Here is a 15,229-nt window from a genome sequence, read left to right on the forward strand (position 1 = left end):
AATGGAGGCAAAGAGCAAAAAGAAAGACAAAAAAGAGATGCGCTCAGGCTATACAACTGGGGCTTGCGCAACCGCAACAGCGAAAGCCGCTCTCATTGCTCTCATAACAGGAGAAGAACAGCTAGAATCCACGATTTACTTACCCGTTGGTAAATTTGCAACGTTTGTAATGGAAAGCTGTGTGATTGACGCAAATTATGTTGAAACAGGGACAATAAAAGATGCTGGTGATGATCCAGATGCAACTCACGGAGCACTCATTAAAGCACGTGTATCGTGGAAAGATGAACCAGGTATTGAATTAGATGGCGGGATTGGTGTTGGTCGTGTAACAAAAGAAGGACTTCCTGTACCTGTAGGCCAGGCAGCAATCAATCCGGTTCCACGGAAAATGATTACTGAAGCCGTTGAGGAAGTGCTAACTGAACATGCAATCACTAAAGGCGTATCCGTCATCATTTCAGTCCCTGAAGGAGAAAAGATGGCCGAAAAAACACTCAATAAGCGTCTTGGAATTATCGGGGGTATATCCATCCTAGGGACAAGGGGGACCGTGATTCCCTTTTCTAGCTCCGCATATATGGCAAGTATTGTCCAAGCAATTAGTGTAGCAAGAGCTAGCGATTGTGAACATGTCGTTATTACAACCGGAGGTCGTAGCGAGAAATATGGAATGGCGGAGTACCCTCATCTTCCTGAAGAAGCGTTTATTGAAATGGGCGATTTTGTTGGTTTTACTCTTAAACAATGTAAAAAACAAGGAATTAAGAAGGTCTCTTTAGTAGGCATGATGGGTAAATTTTCAAAAGTAGCACAAGGGGTCATGATGGTCCATTCTAAGAGCGCACCAGTTGACTTTCCCTTTTTAGCGTCTGTTGCAGCTAAAGCAGGTGTAACAGACCCGATAGTCATTGAAAAGATCGAACAAGCTAATACAGCCTCTCAGGTCGGCGATTTACTACTAGAAGAAGGCTACCATGATTTTTTCACTAAACTATGTACCTATTGCTGTGAATCTAGCTTGAAGGAAATAAAAGGTGGTTTAGACATTCAAACAAGCATCTATACAATGAAGGGCTTGTTACTAGGAAAGGCTGAATTAAATGAATACTAAAATAAAAGTGATTGGAATAGGAGACGACGGTGAAAACAGTCTACTCCCACTCTATCAATCATGGATAAAGAATAGTGAACGGTTAGTAGGTGGTGAAAGACAATTATCATTTTTCCCACATTATGAGGGCGAAAAAATTACCATACAAGGTGGACTTTCCACTCTCCTTACGAAGCTTAAGGAAGAACCGAAAGATACCATTGTCTTAGCTTCAGGTGATCCATTGTTTTACGGAATTGGACGGTATCTATCAACAAAACTTGAAATTGAAACGTATCCCAATATTAGTTCGATTCAACTAGCCTTTGCTCGATTAAACGAAAGCTGGAATGATGCTTACGTTATTAGTCTTCACGGTCGAAAGATACAAGGCTTTGCTCAAAAAATCCATGGGAAAAAGAAAGTGGCCATTTTAACTGACAAAACAAATACCCCAGCTACAATTGCTCAGTACCTTCTATCATTTAACATGCATGAGTATACTGCATTTGTTGCAGAAAATTTAGGTGGGGAAACCGAACACTATCAATCTCTTACATTAGAAGAAATGGCTACTCGTGAATTTTCGCCACTAAATGTTGTCATTCTACAACAAATGAAAGAAGTCAAACAATGGACAATTGGGATTGATGATGAGGAGTTTTATCAACGAAAACCTGAAAAAGGATTACTCACAAAAAAAGAAATACGCACGTTAAGCTTGAGTGAGCTGAAGCTTCATGAAAAAAGTGTAGTTTGGGATATTGGAACTTGTACAGGCTCTGTTGCCATTGAAGCGTGTTTAGTAGCAAAGGAAGGCCAAGTATTTGCCATTGAAAAGAATACGTACGATTTAGAAAATTGCCGCCAAAACATGAAAAAATTCCGAACAGATTTTACGGTTGTTCAAGGAAAAGCACCTGAAGGCTTAGATGTATTTCCAGACCCAGACAGTATTTTTATAGGGGGAACCGCTGGTAGCATGGCCGACATCATAACTCTATGCTGCACACGATTAAAGCCTAATGGACGCATTGTTTTAAATGCTGTAACCATTGAAAATCTAGCTCAGGCACTTGAACTATTTAAATCCAATAGCTTTGAAACAAAGATTACATTAGCTCAAGTTTCAAGAAGCAAACCGATTTTAAATCTAACTCGCTTTGATGCGTTAAATCCAATTTATATCATAACAGCAAAGCATATAAAGGAGAATGAATCATGATTGGAACTCTTTATGGGTTAGGAGTTGGACCAGGAGACCCTGAGCTTTTAACTGTAAAAGCATATCGAAAGCTAAAGGAATCTCCAGTCATTGCCTATCCAAAAAAACGAAAGGGAAGCAAAAGCTACGCGCATAAAATTGTGGACGTGTACCTCACACCTGGAGAAAAAGAAATGCTAGGCCTTGTGTTTCCAATGACAAAAGATCCAGCAATTTTAGAACGAGAGTGGTCAAACACCGTTGAGCAGGTATGGGAGAAATTAAAGCTTGGTAAGGATGTTGCTTTTGTAACGGAAGGAGATCCTCTCTTATATAGTACCTTTATTCACATGATGAACCTTATGAAAGAAAGATATCCGGAGGTTCATATTCAGACTGTTCCAGGAATTTCATCTATAAACGGAGCCGCCTCTAGATTAGGAATCGCCTTAGCTGAAGGAGATGACCATGTAGCAATCATTCCAGCAAACGACGATTATGAGGCGATGAAAAATGCCATTGAAGCACATGATTGTGTGATCTTTATAAAAGTTGCAAAAGTAATTGACTTAATGCTACGCGTATTACGAGACTTAGATCTCCTTAATAAAGCATCTGTCGTGACAAAAGTTACCTCTGATGAGGAGATTATTTGGAACATTCATGAACTTGACCGAGCGGAACTTGAATACTTAACATTAATGGTGGTGAGAAAATAATGAAGCTTACAATTATAGGAGCTGGTCCTGGGGATCCAGATTTAATTACTGTGAAAGGACTAAGGCTATTACAGGAAGCAGATGTTGTTTTATATGCAGATTCATTAGTGAGTGAAGAGCTTATAAATAAATCGGATCCTGAAGCTGAAATTATCAAAACAGCCGGAATGCATTTAGAAGAGATGGTCGAATTAATGGTTGATCGTGTTACAAAAGGAAAAAAGGTTGTTCGTGTACATACAGGAGATCCAGCAGTTTATGGAGCCATTATGGAGCAAATCTCCATTTTAAATAAACAGGATATTACAGTTGAAATTATTCCAGGTGTAAGCTCAGTTTTTGCTTCTGCTGCTGCATTAGGTGCTGAGCTTACCATTCCAGACTTAACTCAAACTGTGATTTTAACTCGGGCTGAAGGTCGTACACCTGTTCCAGATAAAGAAAAATTAAAAGATTTAGCTCAGCACAATTGTACGGTGGCTCTGTTCTTAAGTGCCACGTTAACAAAAAAAATTGTGAAAGAGTTTTTAGATGCTGGCTGGAGTAAGGAAACTCCTGTTGGGGTTGTATATAAAGCAACGTGGCCAGACGAAAAAATCGTTCGGTCCACATTAGAGACCTTAGATGAGGATATGCGTAAAAACGGAATAAGAAAGCAAGCTATGATCCTAGCAGGCTGGGCATTAGACCCTCACATTCATGATAAGGATTTTCGCTCAAAGCTTTACGATAAAGAATTTACACATGGATTTCGTAAAGGAGTGAAATCATGACGCTTCACTTACAAGAAGGAAAACAGATTGAGCTTAATTCTTCGAAACCATTTGCAGTGGTTGCGATTACAAAGCATGGTGTTGAGCTTGCTCGACACCTCCATGCAACTTTTCAACAAACAGATTTGTTCTACATGAGCAAGTTTGAGCAGGGCGACGAAGATCAACGAAGAATTCAGCTTTTTGAAGGAAATGTAAGAATGTTACTTCCAGCTCTTTTCTCTTCCTATAAAGGCATTATCGTGATTATTTCACTCGGTGCCGTCGTCCGCATGATTGCACCCTTGTTAAAGGATAAAAAAACAGATCCTGCAGTTGTTGTTATCGATGATAAAGGTAAGCATGTGATAAGCGTGCTTTCCGGACATCTTGGGGGAGCAAATGAATTAACACGTGAACTTGCTGACCATTTGAAAGCTACACCTGTGATTACAACAGCATCCGATGTTCAACAAACCATACCAGTTGACTTATTTGGTCAAAAGTTTGGTTGGGTGTGGGAATCTTCTGAAAAACTAACACCTGTAAGTGCAGCTGTCGTGAATGAGGAGCCTGTCGCCATTATTCAAGAGTCAGGTGAAAGAAATTGGTGGAATTATAAGAAACCGCTCCCTAACTCATTAACTGTGTATAAAACATTTGATGAGGCAATCGCAGCCAAGCCAAATGCAGCTCTAATCATTAGCCATAGGATCTTAACGGAGAAAGAAGAAGAATTATTACAAAATGGAGTTCTATATCGTCCTAAAGTCATCGTTTTAGGAATTGGCTGCAATAGAGGAACATCTATGGAAGAAATTGAAGCTGTTATTCTTTCTACATTAGAAGAGCTTCGGTTTTCAGTTAAAAGTGTTAAGGATGTTTGCTCTATTACCTTAAAACAAGATGAAGCAGGAATTTTAGCCCTTGCCCAAAAATATCAATGGCCTTTCACATGCTATTCACCTGAACAACTAAATTCGGTAAAGATTAAGAATCCATCTGATACTGTTTACAAATTCACTGGTGCTTATGGTGTAAGCGAGCCAGCCGCATTACTACATAGTGGAGCAGATTCTTTAATTCTCACAAAGAAAAAATCAGGTAATGTAACGTTATCTGTTGCACTCATTACTCATTCGTAAGGTGGTTATGAATCTATGACAAATCATCGTCTTGTAATAGCAGGAACTGGAAGCGGTGTTGGAAAAACAACATTTACAATTGGCTTAATGGCTGCTTTTATGAAAAAGGGATTAACTGTACAAGGCTTCAAATGTGGACCTGACTATATTGATCCCTCCTATCATACAGCTGTAACAAAGCGAGCATCCCGAAACTTAGATAGCTGGATGCTTCCAAAAGAAACGGTGATCGATATTTTCACTCATGGAAGTATAGGTGCAGATATCTCCATTATTGAAGGGGTTATGGGATTTTTTGACGGTAAAAACCCAAAACATAACGTAGGTAGTACAGCTGACATAAGTATGATTACTCAAAGTCCTGTTTTGCTTGTCGTCAATTGCGCGAGCATGGCTAGGAGTGCTGCCGCCATTGTAAAAGGGTTTCAAGTTCTTTCTGAAGGAGCAAATATTGTCGGTGTTATTGCAAACAAAGTCGGTAGTGAAGGTCATTATAAGCTTGTCAAAACGGCAATAGAACAAGAATGTGGTATTCCTGTCGTTGGATATATGAAGCGTGAGCTTGATATTGAGATTCCTGAACGTCATCTTGGACTTATTCCTTCTATTGAACGAGGAGAATTAGATCCTTTCTTTCAAAAGCTTGGAGATCTTGTAGATAGCACTGTTGATATGGAACAATTATTCGAGCTAGCAAAAGCTCCAACTCTTCAACAAACAGCGAATCCTTCTTTGTTTTCGAAGCGAAACTCACCCTCCATTAAATTAGGAATAGCCAAGGATGAGGCATTTAATTTCTACTATCCTGAAAATCTAGAAATCCTTCAATCCCATGGTGCTGAACTTGTCTTTTTTTCACCAATACGTGATAAAGAACTTCCTAATGAGCTTGACGGAATCTATCTTGGTGGTGGCTTTCCAGAGGAATACGCAAGTAAGCTAGCCGAAAACAAAGAGATGATCTTTTCCGTCAAACAAGCTATTGAAAATGGACTTCCAACCCTTGCAGAATGTGGAGGCTTTATGTACTTAACAAGCTCCATTACAACAACCAAAAAAGAAACCTATCAAATGGTCGACTTAATTCCTGGTCAAGTGCACATGCAAACAAAGCTAGCAGCACTTGGTTACAGAGAAATCACCGGGCATTCTAGGAATTTTCTACTTAGCGAAAGGCACCAAGCAAAAGGACATGAATTTCATTACAGTACATTTCACTCAAAAGCAGATACTGAGTTCCTTCATGCATATGAAACAAAAGGAATGCGTGGCATAAAGAAAGAAGGCTATGTAAAGGGGAATCTCGTTGCAGGCTATACACATTTCCATTTTGCTTCTTGTCTTGAGATGGTTAAACGCTGGATTAAAGCATGCGAGGAACATAAAGCCTATGCCTAGCTCTCAACCTATCATGTTTCAAGGGACTCATTCTGATGCTGGAAAAAGTGTTATTGTTACAGCATTTTGTCGGATTTTCTCACAGGATGGGTATAAAACAGCCCCATTCAAATCACAAAACATGGCTCTAAATTCCTATATTACGGTCGATGGAAAGGAAATTGGTCGTGCACAGGGAGTACAAGCCGAGGCAGCAAATATCCAAGCTACAACCGATATGAATCCCATTCTCATTAAACCAAATCGCGAGAATGAATCACAAATCGTGGTCCATGGGAAGCCTTTTAAGAATATGGAGGCTGGTGCATACCGGAGAGACTTCTTTGACACAGGGATTCAGCTCATTCAGCAATCTCTCATAAACTTAAATAAAAGGTATGATCGTATTGTCATAGAAGGTGCAGGCAGTCCTGCTGAAGTAAATTTAAATGACCGCGAACTCGTGAACATGCGTGTGGCAAGGATGGCCAATGCCCCAGTTGTTTTAATTGGTGACATTGAAAAAGGAGGTGTTTTTGCTAGTTTAGTTGGAACACTTCAGCTTTTAGAGAAGGAAGATCATAACCGGGTTATCGGCGTGATTATTAATAAGTTTAGAGGGGACCTTTCCCTTTTACAGCCAGGTCTTAGCTGGTTTGAAGAATATACAGGAAAGAAAGTTCTAGGGGTCATTCCACATCTCCCTAACTTAAATATAGATGCAGAGGATTCAGTGATATTAAACCAGTATACTCATAAACAAAATAGTGAAAAAGAAATTGATATTGCCGTAATTCAATATCCAAAAATCTCAAATTTTACTGATCTAGATCCGTTTACAGTAGAAGAAGATTGCCATATACGCTATGTTTCATCTGCAAAAGAGTTAAAACAGCCAGACCTTGTTATTTTACCTGGTAGTAAAAATACGATTGAGGACCTACTTTTCTTAAAGAATAGTGGACTTGCAGATAAGCTTGAATCCTTACGTCAGAAGGGAAACACCTTTTTCTTTGGTATATGTGGCGGATATCAGATGCTTGGCTCAGAGGTACATGACCCCTTATCTATTGAATCTCCTTTTGTTACTTCAAAAGGCTTACAATTTGTGCCGCTTCAAACAACTATCACGAAGGAAAAAACAACGACCTTATCTCAGGGAATCGTCATCTTCCAAAATAATAGATTTGAAGTGAAAGGCTACGAGATTCATATGGGAATCACAAAGTTTGAGGGTAATATAAAACCTTTTATAAAAAAAACGACAGAACTAGACGGGTGTATGTCATATAACGAAAAAATCATTGGCACTTACTTTCATGGTATTTTTCATAATGATCCATTTCGCGAATCGTATATAAATCATATTCGCGAGTTTAAAGGTTTAGCGCCGATCTATCGCCGCCCTTCCTACGTAGATATCCGCGAGGAAGCGTATGATCGACTCGCAGATCATGTTCGACATCATGTAGACCTTGAATATATTGAAACAAAAATGAAGGAATATCAGCAAGCAGCAACATAAGAAAACGAAATGAAAGAGAGGGATGGTTATGATAAAAGGACATGTCTATCTTGTTGGTGCAGGTCCTGGTGATCCAAAGCTAATAACGGTTTATGGACTAGAATGTATCCAAAAATCTGACGTCATCTTATATGATCGCCTCGTTAACAAAGACTTATTAAAGCATGCAAAACTAAACACAGAGCTCATTTTTTGCGGTAAGCTCCCCGGTAAACACGAATTGATCCAAGAGCAAATTCACGAATTACTGGTAGAAAAAGCTCTTGAGGGGAAAATTATCACACGCTTAAAGGGCGGTGATCCTTGTGTTTTTGGACGTGTAGGAGAAGAAGCAGAAATTCTTGCAGATAATGATATTCCGTATGAGATTGTTCCTGGGATTACATCAGGAATTGCTGCCCCAGCATATGCGGGCATAACGGTCACTCATCGTGATTATGCCTCTTCCTTTGCACTCGTTACAGGTCATGGCCGGGCAGAAAAAAAACAAGATACATTAAATTGGCCTGCTCTTGCGCAAGGAATTGACACACTTGCCTTTTACATGGGAGTTGGTAACATTCATACCATTTGTTCAAAGCTAATTGAACATGGTCGTCACGCATACACACCTGTAGCTGTTATCCAATGGGGAACCACTCATAAACAACGAACGGTTACCGGTACATTACATACAATTGAAGACATTGTGAAAGAAGAAAAAATGGAGCATCCCTCCATTATCATTGTCGGGGAAGTGGTTAAGCTTAGAGAAAAAATCAACTGGTTTGAAAAAAAACAATTACGAGAGGTAGAGGAATTATGTCAGTTATAGAAGAGTTGAAAAATCGCCGAGCAATTCGGGATTATCTAGAAAAGGATGTGGAGGAGGAAAAACTAAACATTCTTCTTGACGCAGCTACTTGGGCCCCAAACGATCGAATGAGAGAGCCTTGGACCTTCTATGTCATAAAGGGAGAAGCAAAAAAACGTTATGAGAAGCTCGCTACGGATTACTTACAAGAGCGTTTTCCCACTAAACCATATCTTGTGGAAAGCTCTTTAAACGTTCTAAAAACGACTCCTGTTCACATGATTATAACAGCGGATATCGTCCCTGGTGATGAAGCGGCTACTAGAGATAATGAATATGCTGTTTCCTGTGCAATCCATTCGATGTGGCTTGCGGCTAGAGAACTCGATTTAGGTTTTGTATGGAGGACACGAGGCGTTGGTTTAGTTCATGATGAACGTATTCACACTTTTATAGGATCTCCCGAAAACAAAAAAGTCATCGGAAATGTGTTTATTGGCTATCCAGATCCGATCAAGATCGAAAATATGAAACAGCCAAAACGAACATCTTACCAAGAAAAGACCGTATGGCTATAAAAAAAACCTCCGCACGCTATGGGAAAGGAAGCTGTAACGGAACGTTTGGTGAGCTTGTCCAAGGCATCAAAAATAATCAACCCTTTTTGATTACCTTTCCCATATCAGAGTTGAGGTCCATTGCTTTATTCACTCCAGATAATGAATGCGGGATGGTATTAGAAACCCGAGCTCATCAAAAGGCGGCATTAGCCTGCAATAAGCTCTTAGCCTATTTTAATCAAAAAGGAGGGGGCAGGCTGCGACTTTTATCGACCATTCCTAAGGGAAAGGGCATGGCTAGTAGCTCTGCCGATATTATTGCGGCAATGAGAGCTGTAGCTAATAGCTTTTCACTACCTTTAACAAAGGAATTAATCTCACAGATTGCTTGTGAAATTGAGCCTACTGATGGAGTGATGTATCGAGACATTGTCGCCTATGATTATATTAATGGTCAATTGATAGAGGAGCTTGGCCAGCTGCCACCATGGCAATTGATCGGGTTTGACCTTGGTGGAACAGTGGATACGCTCGGATACAATCAACAAGAAAAGAACTATACTCTGACCCAACTAAATGAGTTAAAGCAAGCGTATCAGCTTGTAAAAGAAGGGATACTTCAACAACATTTAGGCTCAATATTATGTGCATCCACTATGAGTACTCGTATTAACCAACATATGTGTGAAAAGCCTTATTTTGAAGAGTTTGAAAAGCTTTCAGCCTGTTTAGGTGGCGGCCTACTTACTGCACATAGTGGAACAATGCTCGGAATCTTAAAAAATCCTGCTTTTGATACGAAGGAACAAATGTATCAAGAAGAAATTTTACTAGACTTTAACCGAAGAACGGGGCTAAGTCCCATTTTTTATACAAATGTAAACCAATTATCTCAACCTTTACCATCTCTCTAAGAAGGATGTGAAACTAATTTGTTTTCTTCACAACAGAAAGAAGCCATATATCAAGTGATAAAAACAAGAAGAGATATACGAAGCTTCTTAAGAGATTCTATTCCCATAGAGACCTTATATCGAATTCTCGAGGCTGCACATTATGCTCCATCTGTTGGCTTTATGCAGCCTTGGAACTTTATTATTATTTCATCTGATGAAGTGAAAAAACAGCTTGCCTGGGCAGCTGATAAGGAACGAAGAGCATTAAGTATCCATTACGAAGATGACAACAATCGGGCTGAAACGTTCTTATCCTTAAAAATTGAAGGACTAATAGATGCTCCCTATACAATTTGTGTTACATGTGATCCTACAAGAGGTGGTTCACATGTTCTTGGTCGCAATTCGATACCAGAAACAGATATCATGTCCACTGCCTGTGCCATTCAAAATATGATGCTTGCTGCTTGCGCTGAAGGCTTAGCAACAGGCTGGGTTAGCTTTTATAAAAAAAATGACATTCGAGATATTTTAGCGATCCCACCACATATTGAACCAGTGGCTTTACTTTCAATAGGCTACACAGAACATTATCCAACAAAACCAATACTTGAAACAGCAAACTGGGAGAAAAGAAGAAACATAAATACAGTCATTTTTTATGAAAAATGGGGGAAACACCCGACTACATAATGGAGGAAAAGAACTGTGTTAAAGATGAACAATCTACCAACATTACTCATTCTTACTGGATTCACTTGCTATTTTTGGGTTAATTCTTTTCAAGAAGCTAAAGCCATGCATATCATGGAAGGTTTTTTACCAATAGGCTGGGCAATATTCTGGTGGGTCATAACAATACCATTTATTATCATCGGATTACGAAGTATTCAAAAGAAGCTTACTGATAACCCAGAGTTAAAAGCCATGCTAGGACTTTCAGCAGCTTTTGCCTTTGTTTTATCAGCATTAAAGCTTCCGTCTGTAACAGGAAGCTCATCACATCCAACTGGAGTAGGCCTTGGAACAATATTGTTTGGACCAACAGCTATGAGCGTATTAGGAACAATCGTCTTATTATTTCAGTCATTATTGCTTGCACATGGTGGTATAACCACATTAGGTGCCAATGCTTTTTCAATGGCTGTTGTAGGTCCATTTATCGTATTTGGAGTTTTTACATTTGCGAAGAAGATAGGTCTTTCTTTCACTCTATCCATCTTTTTAGCAGCTATGCTTGGAGATTTAGGGACATACTTCATTACCTCAATTCAATTAGCCCTTGCTTTTCCAGCTGAGGTTGGTGGTTTCATTGCATCCTTCACAAAGTTTGCAAGTATCTTTGCTCTTACTCAAATACCACTTGCAATTAGTGAAGGCTTATTAACTGTAATTGTGATGAATATTTTAACCAAATATAATACAACTGAGTTAAAGCAACTTAAGTTAATTAAGGAGGCACAGTAACCATGAAAAACCTAGTTATGTTCTTCTTTGTTGTAATTTTAGCGGTAGTTCCACTGTTCATACATAAAGATACAGATTTTGGTGGAGCAGATGGGCAAGCGGAGAAAGCAATTACTGAGATTGCACCAGATTACGAGCCTTGGTTTTCAAGTTTTTGGGAGCCTCCCGGAGGTGAAACAGAAAGCTTATTGTTTTCACTGCAAGCCGCACTTGGTGCTATTTTCATTGGATATTTCTTTGGATTTGGACGTGCCCGAAGAAAGTACTCGTCTAAACAGTGAGTCGGCACATGCTACAAATTGACCAATACGCTCATATTAGTCCATTAAAACATATACATCCAGTCGAAAAGGTCAGCTTCTCCGGACTTTTTTTACTGTTTTCTATCTTAACGAAAGATATATGGGTTACAAGTTTCACCTTTATCGTGATGAGTGTCATTATTGTAGCAGGAGGGCGGATTCATATTTTACACTATCTAAAATTATTAACAATTCCGTCTCTCTTCCTACTCACAAGTTTAGTGACAATTTTATTTTCAATCGCTCCAGAGGAAAAATTACCTGTAGAAACACTTTGGAGTACAAACTTCTTTTCTTGGAACCTCTATATAAGTAGGTTTAGTTTCCATCAAACCTTACAGCTAGCAGCAACTGTGCTATCAAGTGTTAGTTGTTTATATTTTTTCATTCTTACAACACCGTTACATCAATTCATGTGGGTTTTACAGAAAGTAAAGCTCCCAAAGCTAATCATAGAGTTAATAGGGTTCACTTATCAATTTATTTTTGTTTTATTAGCTACAATGCAGGAAATCTATGTGGCTCAAGCAAGCCGACTAGGCTACCAGCATTTTAAAGGTTCAATAGGGGCATTAGCCCAACTTGTAGCTAATCTTTTTATTAAATCACTTACAACCGCTAAAGAACTACAAATCGCTATAGACAGTAGAGGTGGAGATGAATACTTATATGACGTAGACATTCATCAATCTTATCGAACCCTCCATATAGCAGGTATTGGAATTAGTGCTATTCTATTAACTCTACTAACTGTATGCTTGTAAAGAGTATAAAAGGGGTATCTCCATGAATAAATCGATCGTTTCATTTAAAAATGTTACTTATCAATATCCTGATGGGACTACCGCGTTAAAGAACATATCTCTTTCGATTCAAAAAGGGAAAAAGATTGCACTAATTGGAAACAATGGAGCAGGAAAATCAACCTTATTTCTTTTATTAAATGGAATTTTAAAGCCTTCTGAAGGGGAGTTTTTTCTTCAAGGAAAAAAGATAACGTACACACGTAAGGAAATAAAAGCGCTCAGACAAAAAGTAGGAATTGTGTTCCAAAATCCAGATTCACAGCTTTTTTCCACTAGTGTATATGAAGATATTCAATTTGGCCCTAAAAACCTTAAGCTCACAAAAGAAGAAATTCAGGAGACTGTTGAAAAATCCATTAGCTTAACAGAGACAGATACACTCAAGGACAAACCACCTCACTTTCTAAGTCTTGGACAAAAAAAGCGTGTAGCCATCGCTGGAATTATTGCTATGGGTCCCGAACTCATGATTTTAGATGAACCAACGGCAGGGCTAGATCCATACTACTCAAAAAAAATGATGATGATTCTACACGAGCTACAAGATGAAGATAGGACCATTCTCCTCTCCACACACTCTGTAGATTTAGCCTATGAGTGGGCAGACGAAATTATTGTCTTACATAATGGACGTATAGTTGCACACGGTTCTCCTGTTGACGTGTTTAAACAAAAAGATATTTTACAAACAAGTCATTTGACTCAGCCTTGGGTGATGGAGGTATATGAGCATTTAACTTCACGCAGTGATTATCCTAGATCTAAAGAAGAGCTCTTTGTTAAGCTTTCATCTATTAAGTGATAAGAAGAGGATTTTTTTCTGAATGATATCCCCCCTTACTTCACATTCCATAGCATTAAGAGGTTACTTCCAAGTGGCTTCTTTCTCGCTATTCTCTTACTAGATTTACACTATCCCATTTCAACTTAATTACGCTCATCAATTGGGGTTCCGATTGGGACATTAAAATACCAAATGAAAAAAAGGACAACCAAACAAGACAATACGTAAGTTAAGAGTGGACGTTTATAATGTAATCGAATAAACGTAAACATTAGTGTATAAAAGAAGGGCTCCATCCAAAAATGATAGCCATTATGAAAGGAAATCCTGTCCGTTACCACGAAGATACTTTCAATTAAGACAGAGCCAATAATCCATTTTATATAATACAAGACAATGGCTTTTTTCTCTTTATTTCTAGGGTAATGAGATAAAAACAAGAAACTCATGGCTGGTAATAAAATAATGCTATTCATAATATCTGTTATCGAATGGTTTGAAAAGAAATCTGGATGCAATTTCCACAATTGATAATTAGCCGTTATATAGTTATAAAGTAAATTAAGCACACAAACATATAGTAGTGTTGGATGAAAATCTTTCCACTGTTTAAGATCCGCTAATTTATATACAGCTATTATAAATGCAGCTTGAGTTACGGTATACATAGGTTCGTCCTTTATATACAAGATAGTAAGTATACGATAATCGGGTGAGTATACAAAATCAAAGATGTATTTGAAAGTATTCTTATTATAAACAGAGATATCCAAAATAACCTTATAAGTTCGATTATTTGCTATCTTACCTTATTTCACTGTATGACGATGAGAAGAAAAATGAAAAGGAACTTTCAAAGTGAATGACGTATCAAAAATCGTGATAATTGATTATCCTATCCTAATTTCAAGTTATCAAGAAGAGTAGCAGAACCAAACTGTAAAAATTTCAGTCACGTTCAATGTATCGACTAAAAAACTATCATGATAGCGCTACAATGCACTATCCGCTCATTTTTTACAGCAAGTGTGGAAGCTACCCGATCTGATTAGGGACCTACTCCACTTCATTGAAAACGATTCTCCTCGTGATCACCCACATGTAAAAGTTACTCCACAGCCGCTTCCTGAAATCAAACCAGAAGTATGGCTTTTAGGAACAAATAAAAAGAGTGCAGCTTTAGCAGGTGAAACCGGACTATCCTATAAAGGCAGAGGAAATTGACTTAAGCTCCCTGATTTGGACGCTTCAACAAAATAAGGGAGAGAGGAAGGAAGGGATCCCATCCATACACGAAGCTAAAAATTACTCCTTAAATGATAATGAAAAAGAAACCTTACAATCCTTAAAAGATAAAATGATTATTGGAAATCCAACTGAAGTAGGAAATCAATTAAAAGTAGTTCAAGAGCATACGAAAGCAGATGAACTGATGACGATCACGATGACTTATTCATTAAATGATAAACTTACTTCTTATCAATTACTTGCTGAGGAATTAATGTGAGTAAAGCCACATTTTAAAGGATATGATAAGCCTAACAACTTTACTTACCATGATTTGGGAGGATGAGCAATGGAGCAACTTAACATTACTCATATAATAATTGATGACGATTTTTATGCGGAAGAATCTGTTACAACAAACTTTACCCATAATGAGAAAGATTATAGTGTTACCTTTAAAAAAGCAGACCTAGAGATGTTAAATGCATGGGTATACGATAACAACCATTCTTTACCAGCAAATCTATCTGATTCTCTTCTTGAAAAGATAAGAGAAGAAGTAAAGAAAAGAATCTAACT

General features: G+C 38.3%; 18 protein-coding genes. 17 read left to right on the forward strand and 1 reads right to left on the reverse strand.

Annotated features, from left to right (window positions below; translation table 11 throughout):
- The first annotated feature begins 1 nt into the window (after window position 1).
- The 15 genes from A9C19_RS10285 to A9C19_RS10355 are packed head-to-tail and all read left to right on the forward strand — an operon-like array spanning window position 2 to window position 13,441.
- Window positions 2-1,114 carry a cobalt-precorrin-5B (C(1))-methyltransferase gene (locus A9C19_RS10285; RefSeq protein WP_072579861.1) on the forward strand — a complete coding sequence of 371 codons (1,113 nt, stop codon included), beginning with the start codon at window positions 2-4 and terminating at the stop codon, window positions 1,112-1,114.
- Window positions 1,104-2,318: a bifunctional cobalt-precorrin-7 (C(5))-methyltransferase/cobalt-precorrin-6B (C(15))-methyltransferase gene (locus A9C19_RS10290; protein WP_072579862.1), complete on the forward strand. Its 1,215-nt coding sequence runs from the start codon at window positions 1,104-1,106 to the stop codon at window positions 2,316-2,318. Before A9C19_RS10285 ends, A9C19_RS10290 begins: the two co-directional genes overlap by 11 nt.
- Entirely contained in the window at window positions 2,315-3,016 is a 702-nt protein-coding gene (cobI, locus tag A9C19_RS10295) for a precorrin-2 C(20)-methyltransferase (RefSeq protein WP_072579863.1), read from the forward strand. Before A9C19_RS10290 ends, cobI begins: the two co-directional genes overlap by 4 nt.
- Window positions 3,016-3,789, forward strand: a complete 774-nt coding sequence (gene cobM, locus A9C19_RS10300) for a precorrin-4 C(11)-methyltransferase (protein ID WP_072579864.1) — start codon at window positions 3,016-3,018, stop codon at window positions 3,787-3,789. The genes cobI and cobM overlap by 1 nt, the downstream gene beginning before the upstream one ends.
- Window positions 3,786-4,913 (forward strand): cobalt-precorrin 5A hydrolase, encoded by a 1,128-nt coding sequence (locus A9C19_RS10305; RefSeq protein ID WP_072579865.1) that lies wholly within the window; start codon window positions 3,786-3,788, stop codon window positions 4,911-4,913. The genes cobM and A9C19_RS10305 overlap by 4 nt, the downstream gene beginning before the upstream one ends.
- A 15-nt stretch (window positions 4,914-4,928) precedes the next feature.
- The gene (locus A9C19_RS10310; RefSeq protein WP_072579866.1) at window positions 4,929-6,311 is read left to right on the forward strand and encodes a cobyrinic acid a,c-diamide synthase CobB; all 1,383 of its coding nucleotides are present in this window, start codon (window positions 4,929-4,931) and stop codon (window positions 6,309-6,311) included.
- The gene (locus A9C19_RS10315) at window positions 6,304-7,815 is read left to right on the forward strand and encodes a cobyric acid synthase (protein WP_072579867.1); all 1,512 of its coding nucleotides are present in this window, start codon (window positions 6,304-6,306) and stop codon (window positions 7,813-7,815) included. The genes A9C19_RS10310 and A9C19_RS10315 overlap by 8 nt, the downstream gene beginning before the upstream one ends.
- A gap of 28 nt (window positions 7,816-7,843) precedes the next feature.
- Window positions 7,844-8,629, forward strand: a complete 786-nt coding sequence (gene cobA, locus A9C19_RS10320; protein ID WP_072579868.1) for a uroporphyrinogen-III C-methyltransferase — start codon at window positions 7,844-7,846, stop codon at window positions 8,627-8,629.
- Window positions 8,617-9,186 (forward strand): nitroreductase family protein, encoded by a 570-nt coding sequence (locus A9C19_RS10325; protein ID WP_072579869.1) that lies wholly within the window; start codon window positions 8,617-8,619, stop codon window positions 9,184-9,186. Before cobA ends, A9C19_RS10325 begins: the two co-directional genes overlap by 13 nt.
- The gene (locus A9C19_RS10330; protein ID WP_072579870.1) at window positions 9,177-10,082 is read left to right on the forward strand and encodes a GHMP family kinase ATP-binding protein; all 906 of its coding nucleotides are present in this window, start codon (window positions 9,177-9,179) and stop codon (window positions 10,080-10,082) included. The genes A9C19_RS10325 and A9C19_RS10330 overlap by 10 nt, the downstream gene beginning before the upstream one ends.
- A gap of 18 nt (window positions 10,083-10,100) precedes the next feature.
- Entirely contained in the window at window positions 10,101-10,757 is a 657-nt protein-coding gene (gene bluB / locus A9C19_RS10335; RefSeq protein ID WP_072579871.1) for a 5,6-dimethylbenzimidazole synthase, read from the forward strand.
- A gap of 24 nt (window positions 10,758-10,781) precedes the next feature.
- On the forward strand, window positions 10,782-11,531 hold the full coding sequence (locus A9C19_RS10340) for an energy-coupling factor ABC transporter permease (protein WP_072581836.1): 750 nt from the start codon (window positions 10,782-10,784) through the stop codon (window positions 11,529-11,531).
- A gap of 2 nt (window positions 11,532-11,533) precedes the next feature.
- A complete protein-coding gene (locus tag A9C19_RS10345) occupies window positions 11,534-11,812 on the forward strand; it encodes an energy-coupling factor ABC transporter substrate-binding protein (protein ID WP_072579872.1) in 279 nt (92 codons plus the stop codon).
- An 8-nt stretch (window positions 11,813-11,820) separates the two neighbouring features.
- Entirely contained in the window at window positions 11,821-12,597 is a 777-nt protein-coding gene (gene cbiQ / locus A9C19_RS10350; protein WP_072579873.1) for a cobalt ECF transporter T component CbiQ, read from the forward strand.
- A gap of 22 nt (window positions 12,598-12,619) precedes the next feature.
- Window positions 12,620-13,441 (forward strand): energy-coupling factor ABC transporter ATP-binding protein, encoded by an 822-nt coding sequence (locus tag A9C19_RS10355; RefSeq protein WP_072579874.1) that lies wholly within the window; start codon window positions 12,620-12,622, stop codon window positions 13,439-13,441.
- A gap of 125 nt (window positions 13,442-13,566) precedes the next feature.
- Here the strand turns inward: A9C19_RS10355 and A9C19_RS10360 are convergent, their stop codons facing one another.
- Window positions 13,567-14,091 carry a CBO0543 family protein gene (locus A9C19_RS10360; protein ID WP_072579875.1) on the reverse strand — a complete coding sequence of 175 codons (525 nt, stop codon included), beginning with the start codon at window positions 14,089-14,091 and terminating at the stop codon, window positions 13,567-13,569.
- A gap of 518 nt (window positions 14,092-14,609) precedes the next feature.
- Here A9C19_RS10360 and A9C19_RS10365 point away from each other — a divergent pair.
- Both A9C19_RS10365 and A9C19_RS10370 read left to right on the forward strand, forming a co-directional pair.
- On the forward strand, window positions 14,610-14,930 hold the full coding sequence (locus A9C19_RS10365; protein ID WP_072579876.1) for a hypothetical protein: 321 nt from the start codon (window positions 14,610-14,612) through the stop codon (window positions 14,928-14,930).
- Window positions 14,931-14,999: 69 nt separating this feature from the next.
- A complete protein-coding gene (locus A9C19_RS10370; RefSeq protein WP_072579877.1) occupies window positions 15,000-15,227 on the forward strand; it encodes a hypothetical protein in 228 nt (75 codons plus the stop codon).
- Window positions 15,228-15,229: the final 2 nt, after the last annotated feature.

This window comes from Bacillus weihaiensis (genome assembly GCF_001889165.1).
Taxonomy (GTDB): domain Bacteria; phylum Bacillota; class Bacilli; order Bacillales; family Bacillaceae; genus Metabacillus; species Metabacillus weihaiensis.

Excerpts from the sequence above, each read along its gene's own strand:
- A9C19_RS10315 (WP_072579867.1), top strand. The coding sequence starts at position 6,304 with ATGCCTAGCTCTCAACCTATCATGTTTCAAGGGACTCATTCTGATGCT.
- cobM (WP_072579864.1), top strand. The coding sequence starts at position 3,016 with ATGAAGCTTACAATTATAGGAGCTGGTCCTGGGGATCCAGATTTAATT.
- A9C19_RS10345 (WP_072579872.1), top strand. The coding sequence starts at position 11,534 with ATGAAAAACCTAGTTATGTTCTTCTTTGTTGTAATTTTAGCGGTAGTT.
- A9C19_RS10355 (WP_072579874.1), top strand. The coding sequence starts at position 12,620 with ATGAATAAATCGATCGTTTCATTTAAAAATGTTACTTATCAATATCCT.
- A9C19_RS10310 (WP_072579866.1), top strand. The coding sequence starts at position 4,929 with ATGACAAATCATCGTCTTGTAATAGCAGGAACTGGAAGCGGTGTTGGA.
- A9C19_RS10370 (WP_072579877.1), top strand. The coding sequence starts at position 15,000 with ATGGAGCAACTTAACATTACTCATATAATAATTGATGACGATTTTTAT.
- A9C19_RS10330 (WP_072579870.1), top strand. The coding sequence starts at position 9,177 with ATGGCTATAAAAAAAACCTCCGCACGCTATGGGAAAGGAAGCTGTAAC.
- A9C19_RS10290 (WP_072579862.1), top strand. The coding sequence starts at position 1,104 with ATGAATACTAAAATAAAAGTGATTGGAATAGGAGACGACGGTGAAAAC.
- cobA (WP_072579868.1), top strand. The coding sequence starts at position 7,844 with ATGATAAAAGGACATGTCTATCTTGTTGGTGCAGGTCCTGGTGATCCA.
- A9C19_RS10305 (WP_072579865.1), top strand. The coding sequence starts at position 3,786 with ATGACGCTTCACTTACAAGAAGGAAAACAGATTGAGCTTAATTCTTCG.
- A9C19_RS10285 (WP_072579861.1), top strand. The coding sequence starts at position 2 with ATGGAGGCAAAGAGCAAAAAGAAAGACAAAAAAGAGATGCGCTCAGGC.
- cbiQ (WP_072579873.1), top strand. The coding sequence starts at position 11,821 with ATGCTACAAATTGACCAATACGCTCATATTAGTCCATTAAAACATATA.
- A9C19_RS10325 (WP_072579869.1), top strand. The coding sequence starts at position 8,617 with ATGTCAGTTATAGAAGAGTTGAAAAATCGCCGAGCAATTCGGGATTAT.
- A9C19_RS10360 (WP_072579875.1), bottom strand. The coding sequence starts at position 14,091 with ATGTATACCGTAACTCAAGCTGCATTTATAATAGCTGTATATAAATTA.
- cobI (WP_072579863.1), top strand. The coding sequence starts at position 2,315 with ATGATTGGAACTCTTTATGGGTTAGGAGTTGGACCAGGAGACCCTGAG.
- A9C19_RS10340 (WP_072581836.1), top strand. The coding sequence starts at position 10,782 with ATGAACAATCTACCAACATTACTCATTCTTACTGGATTCACTTGCTAT.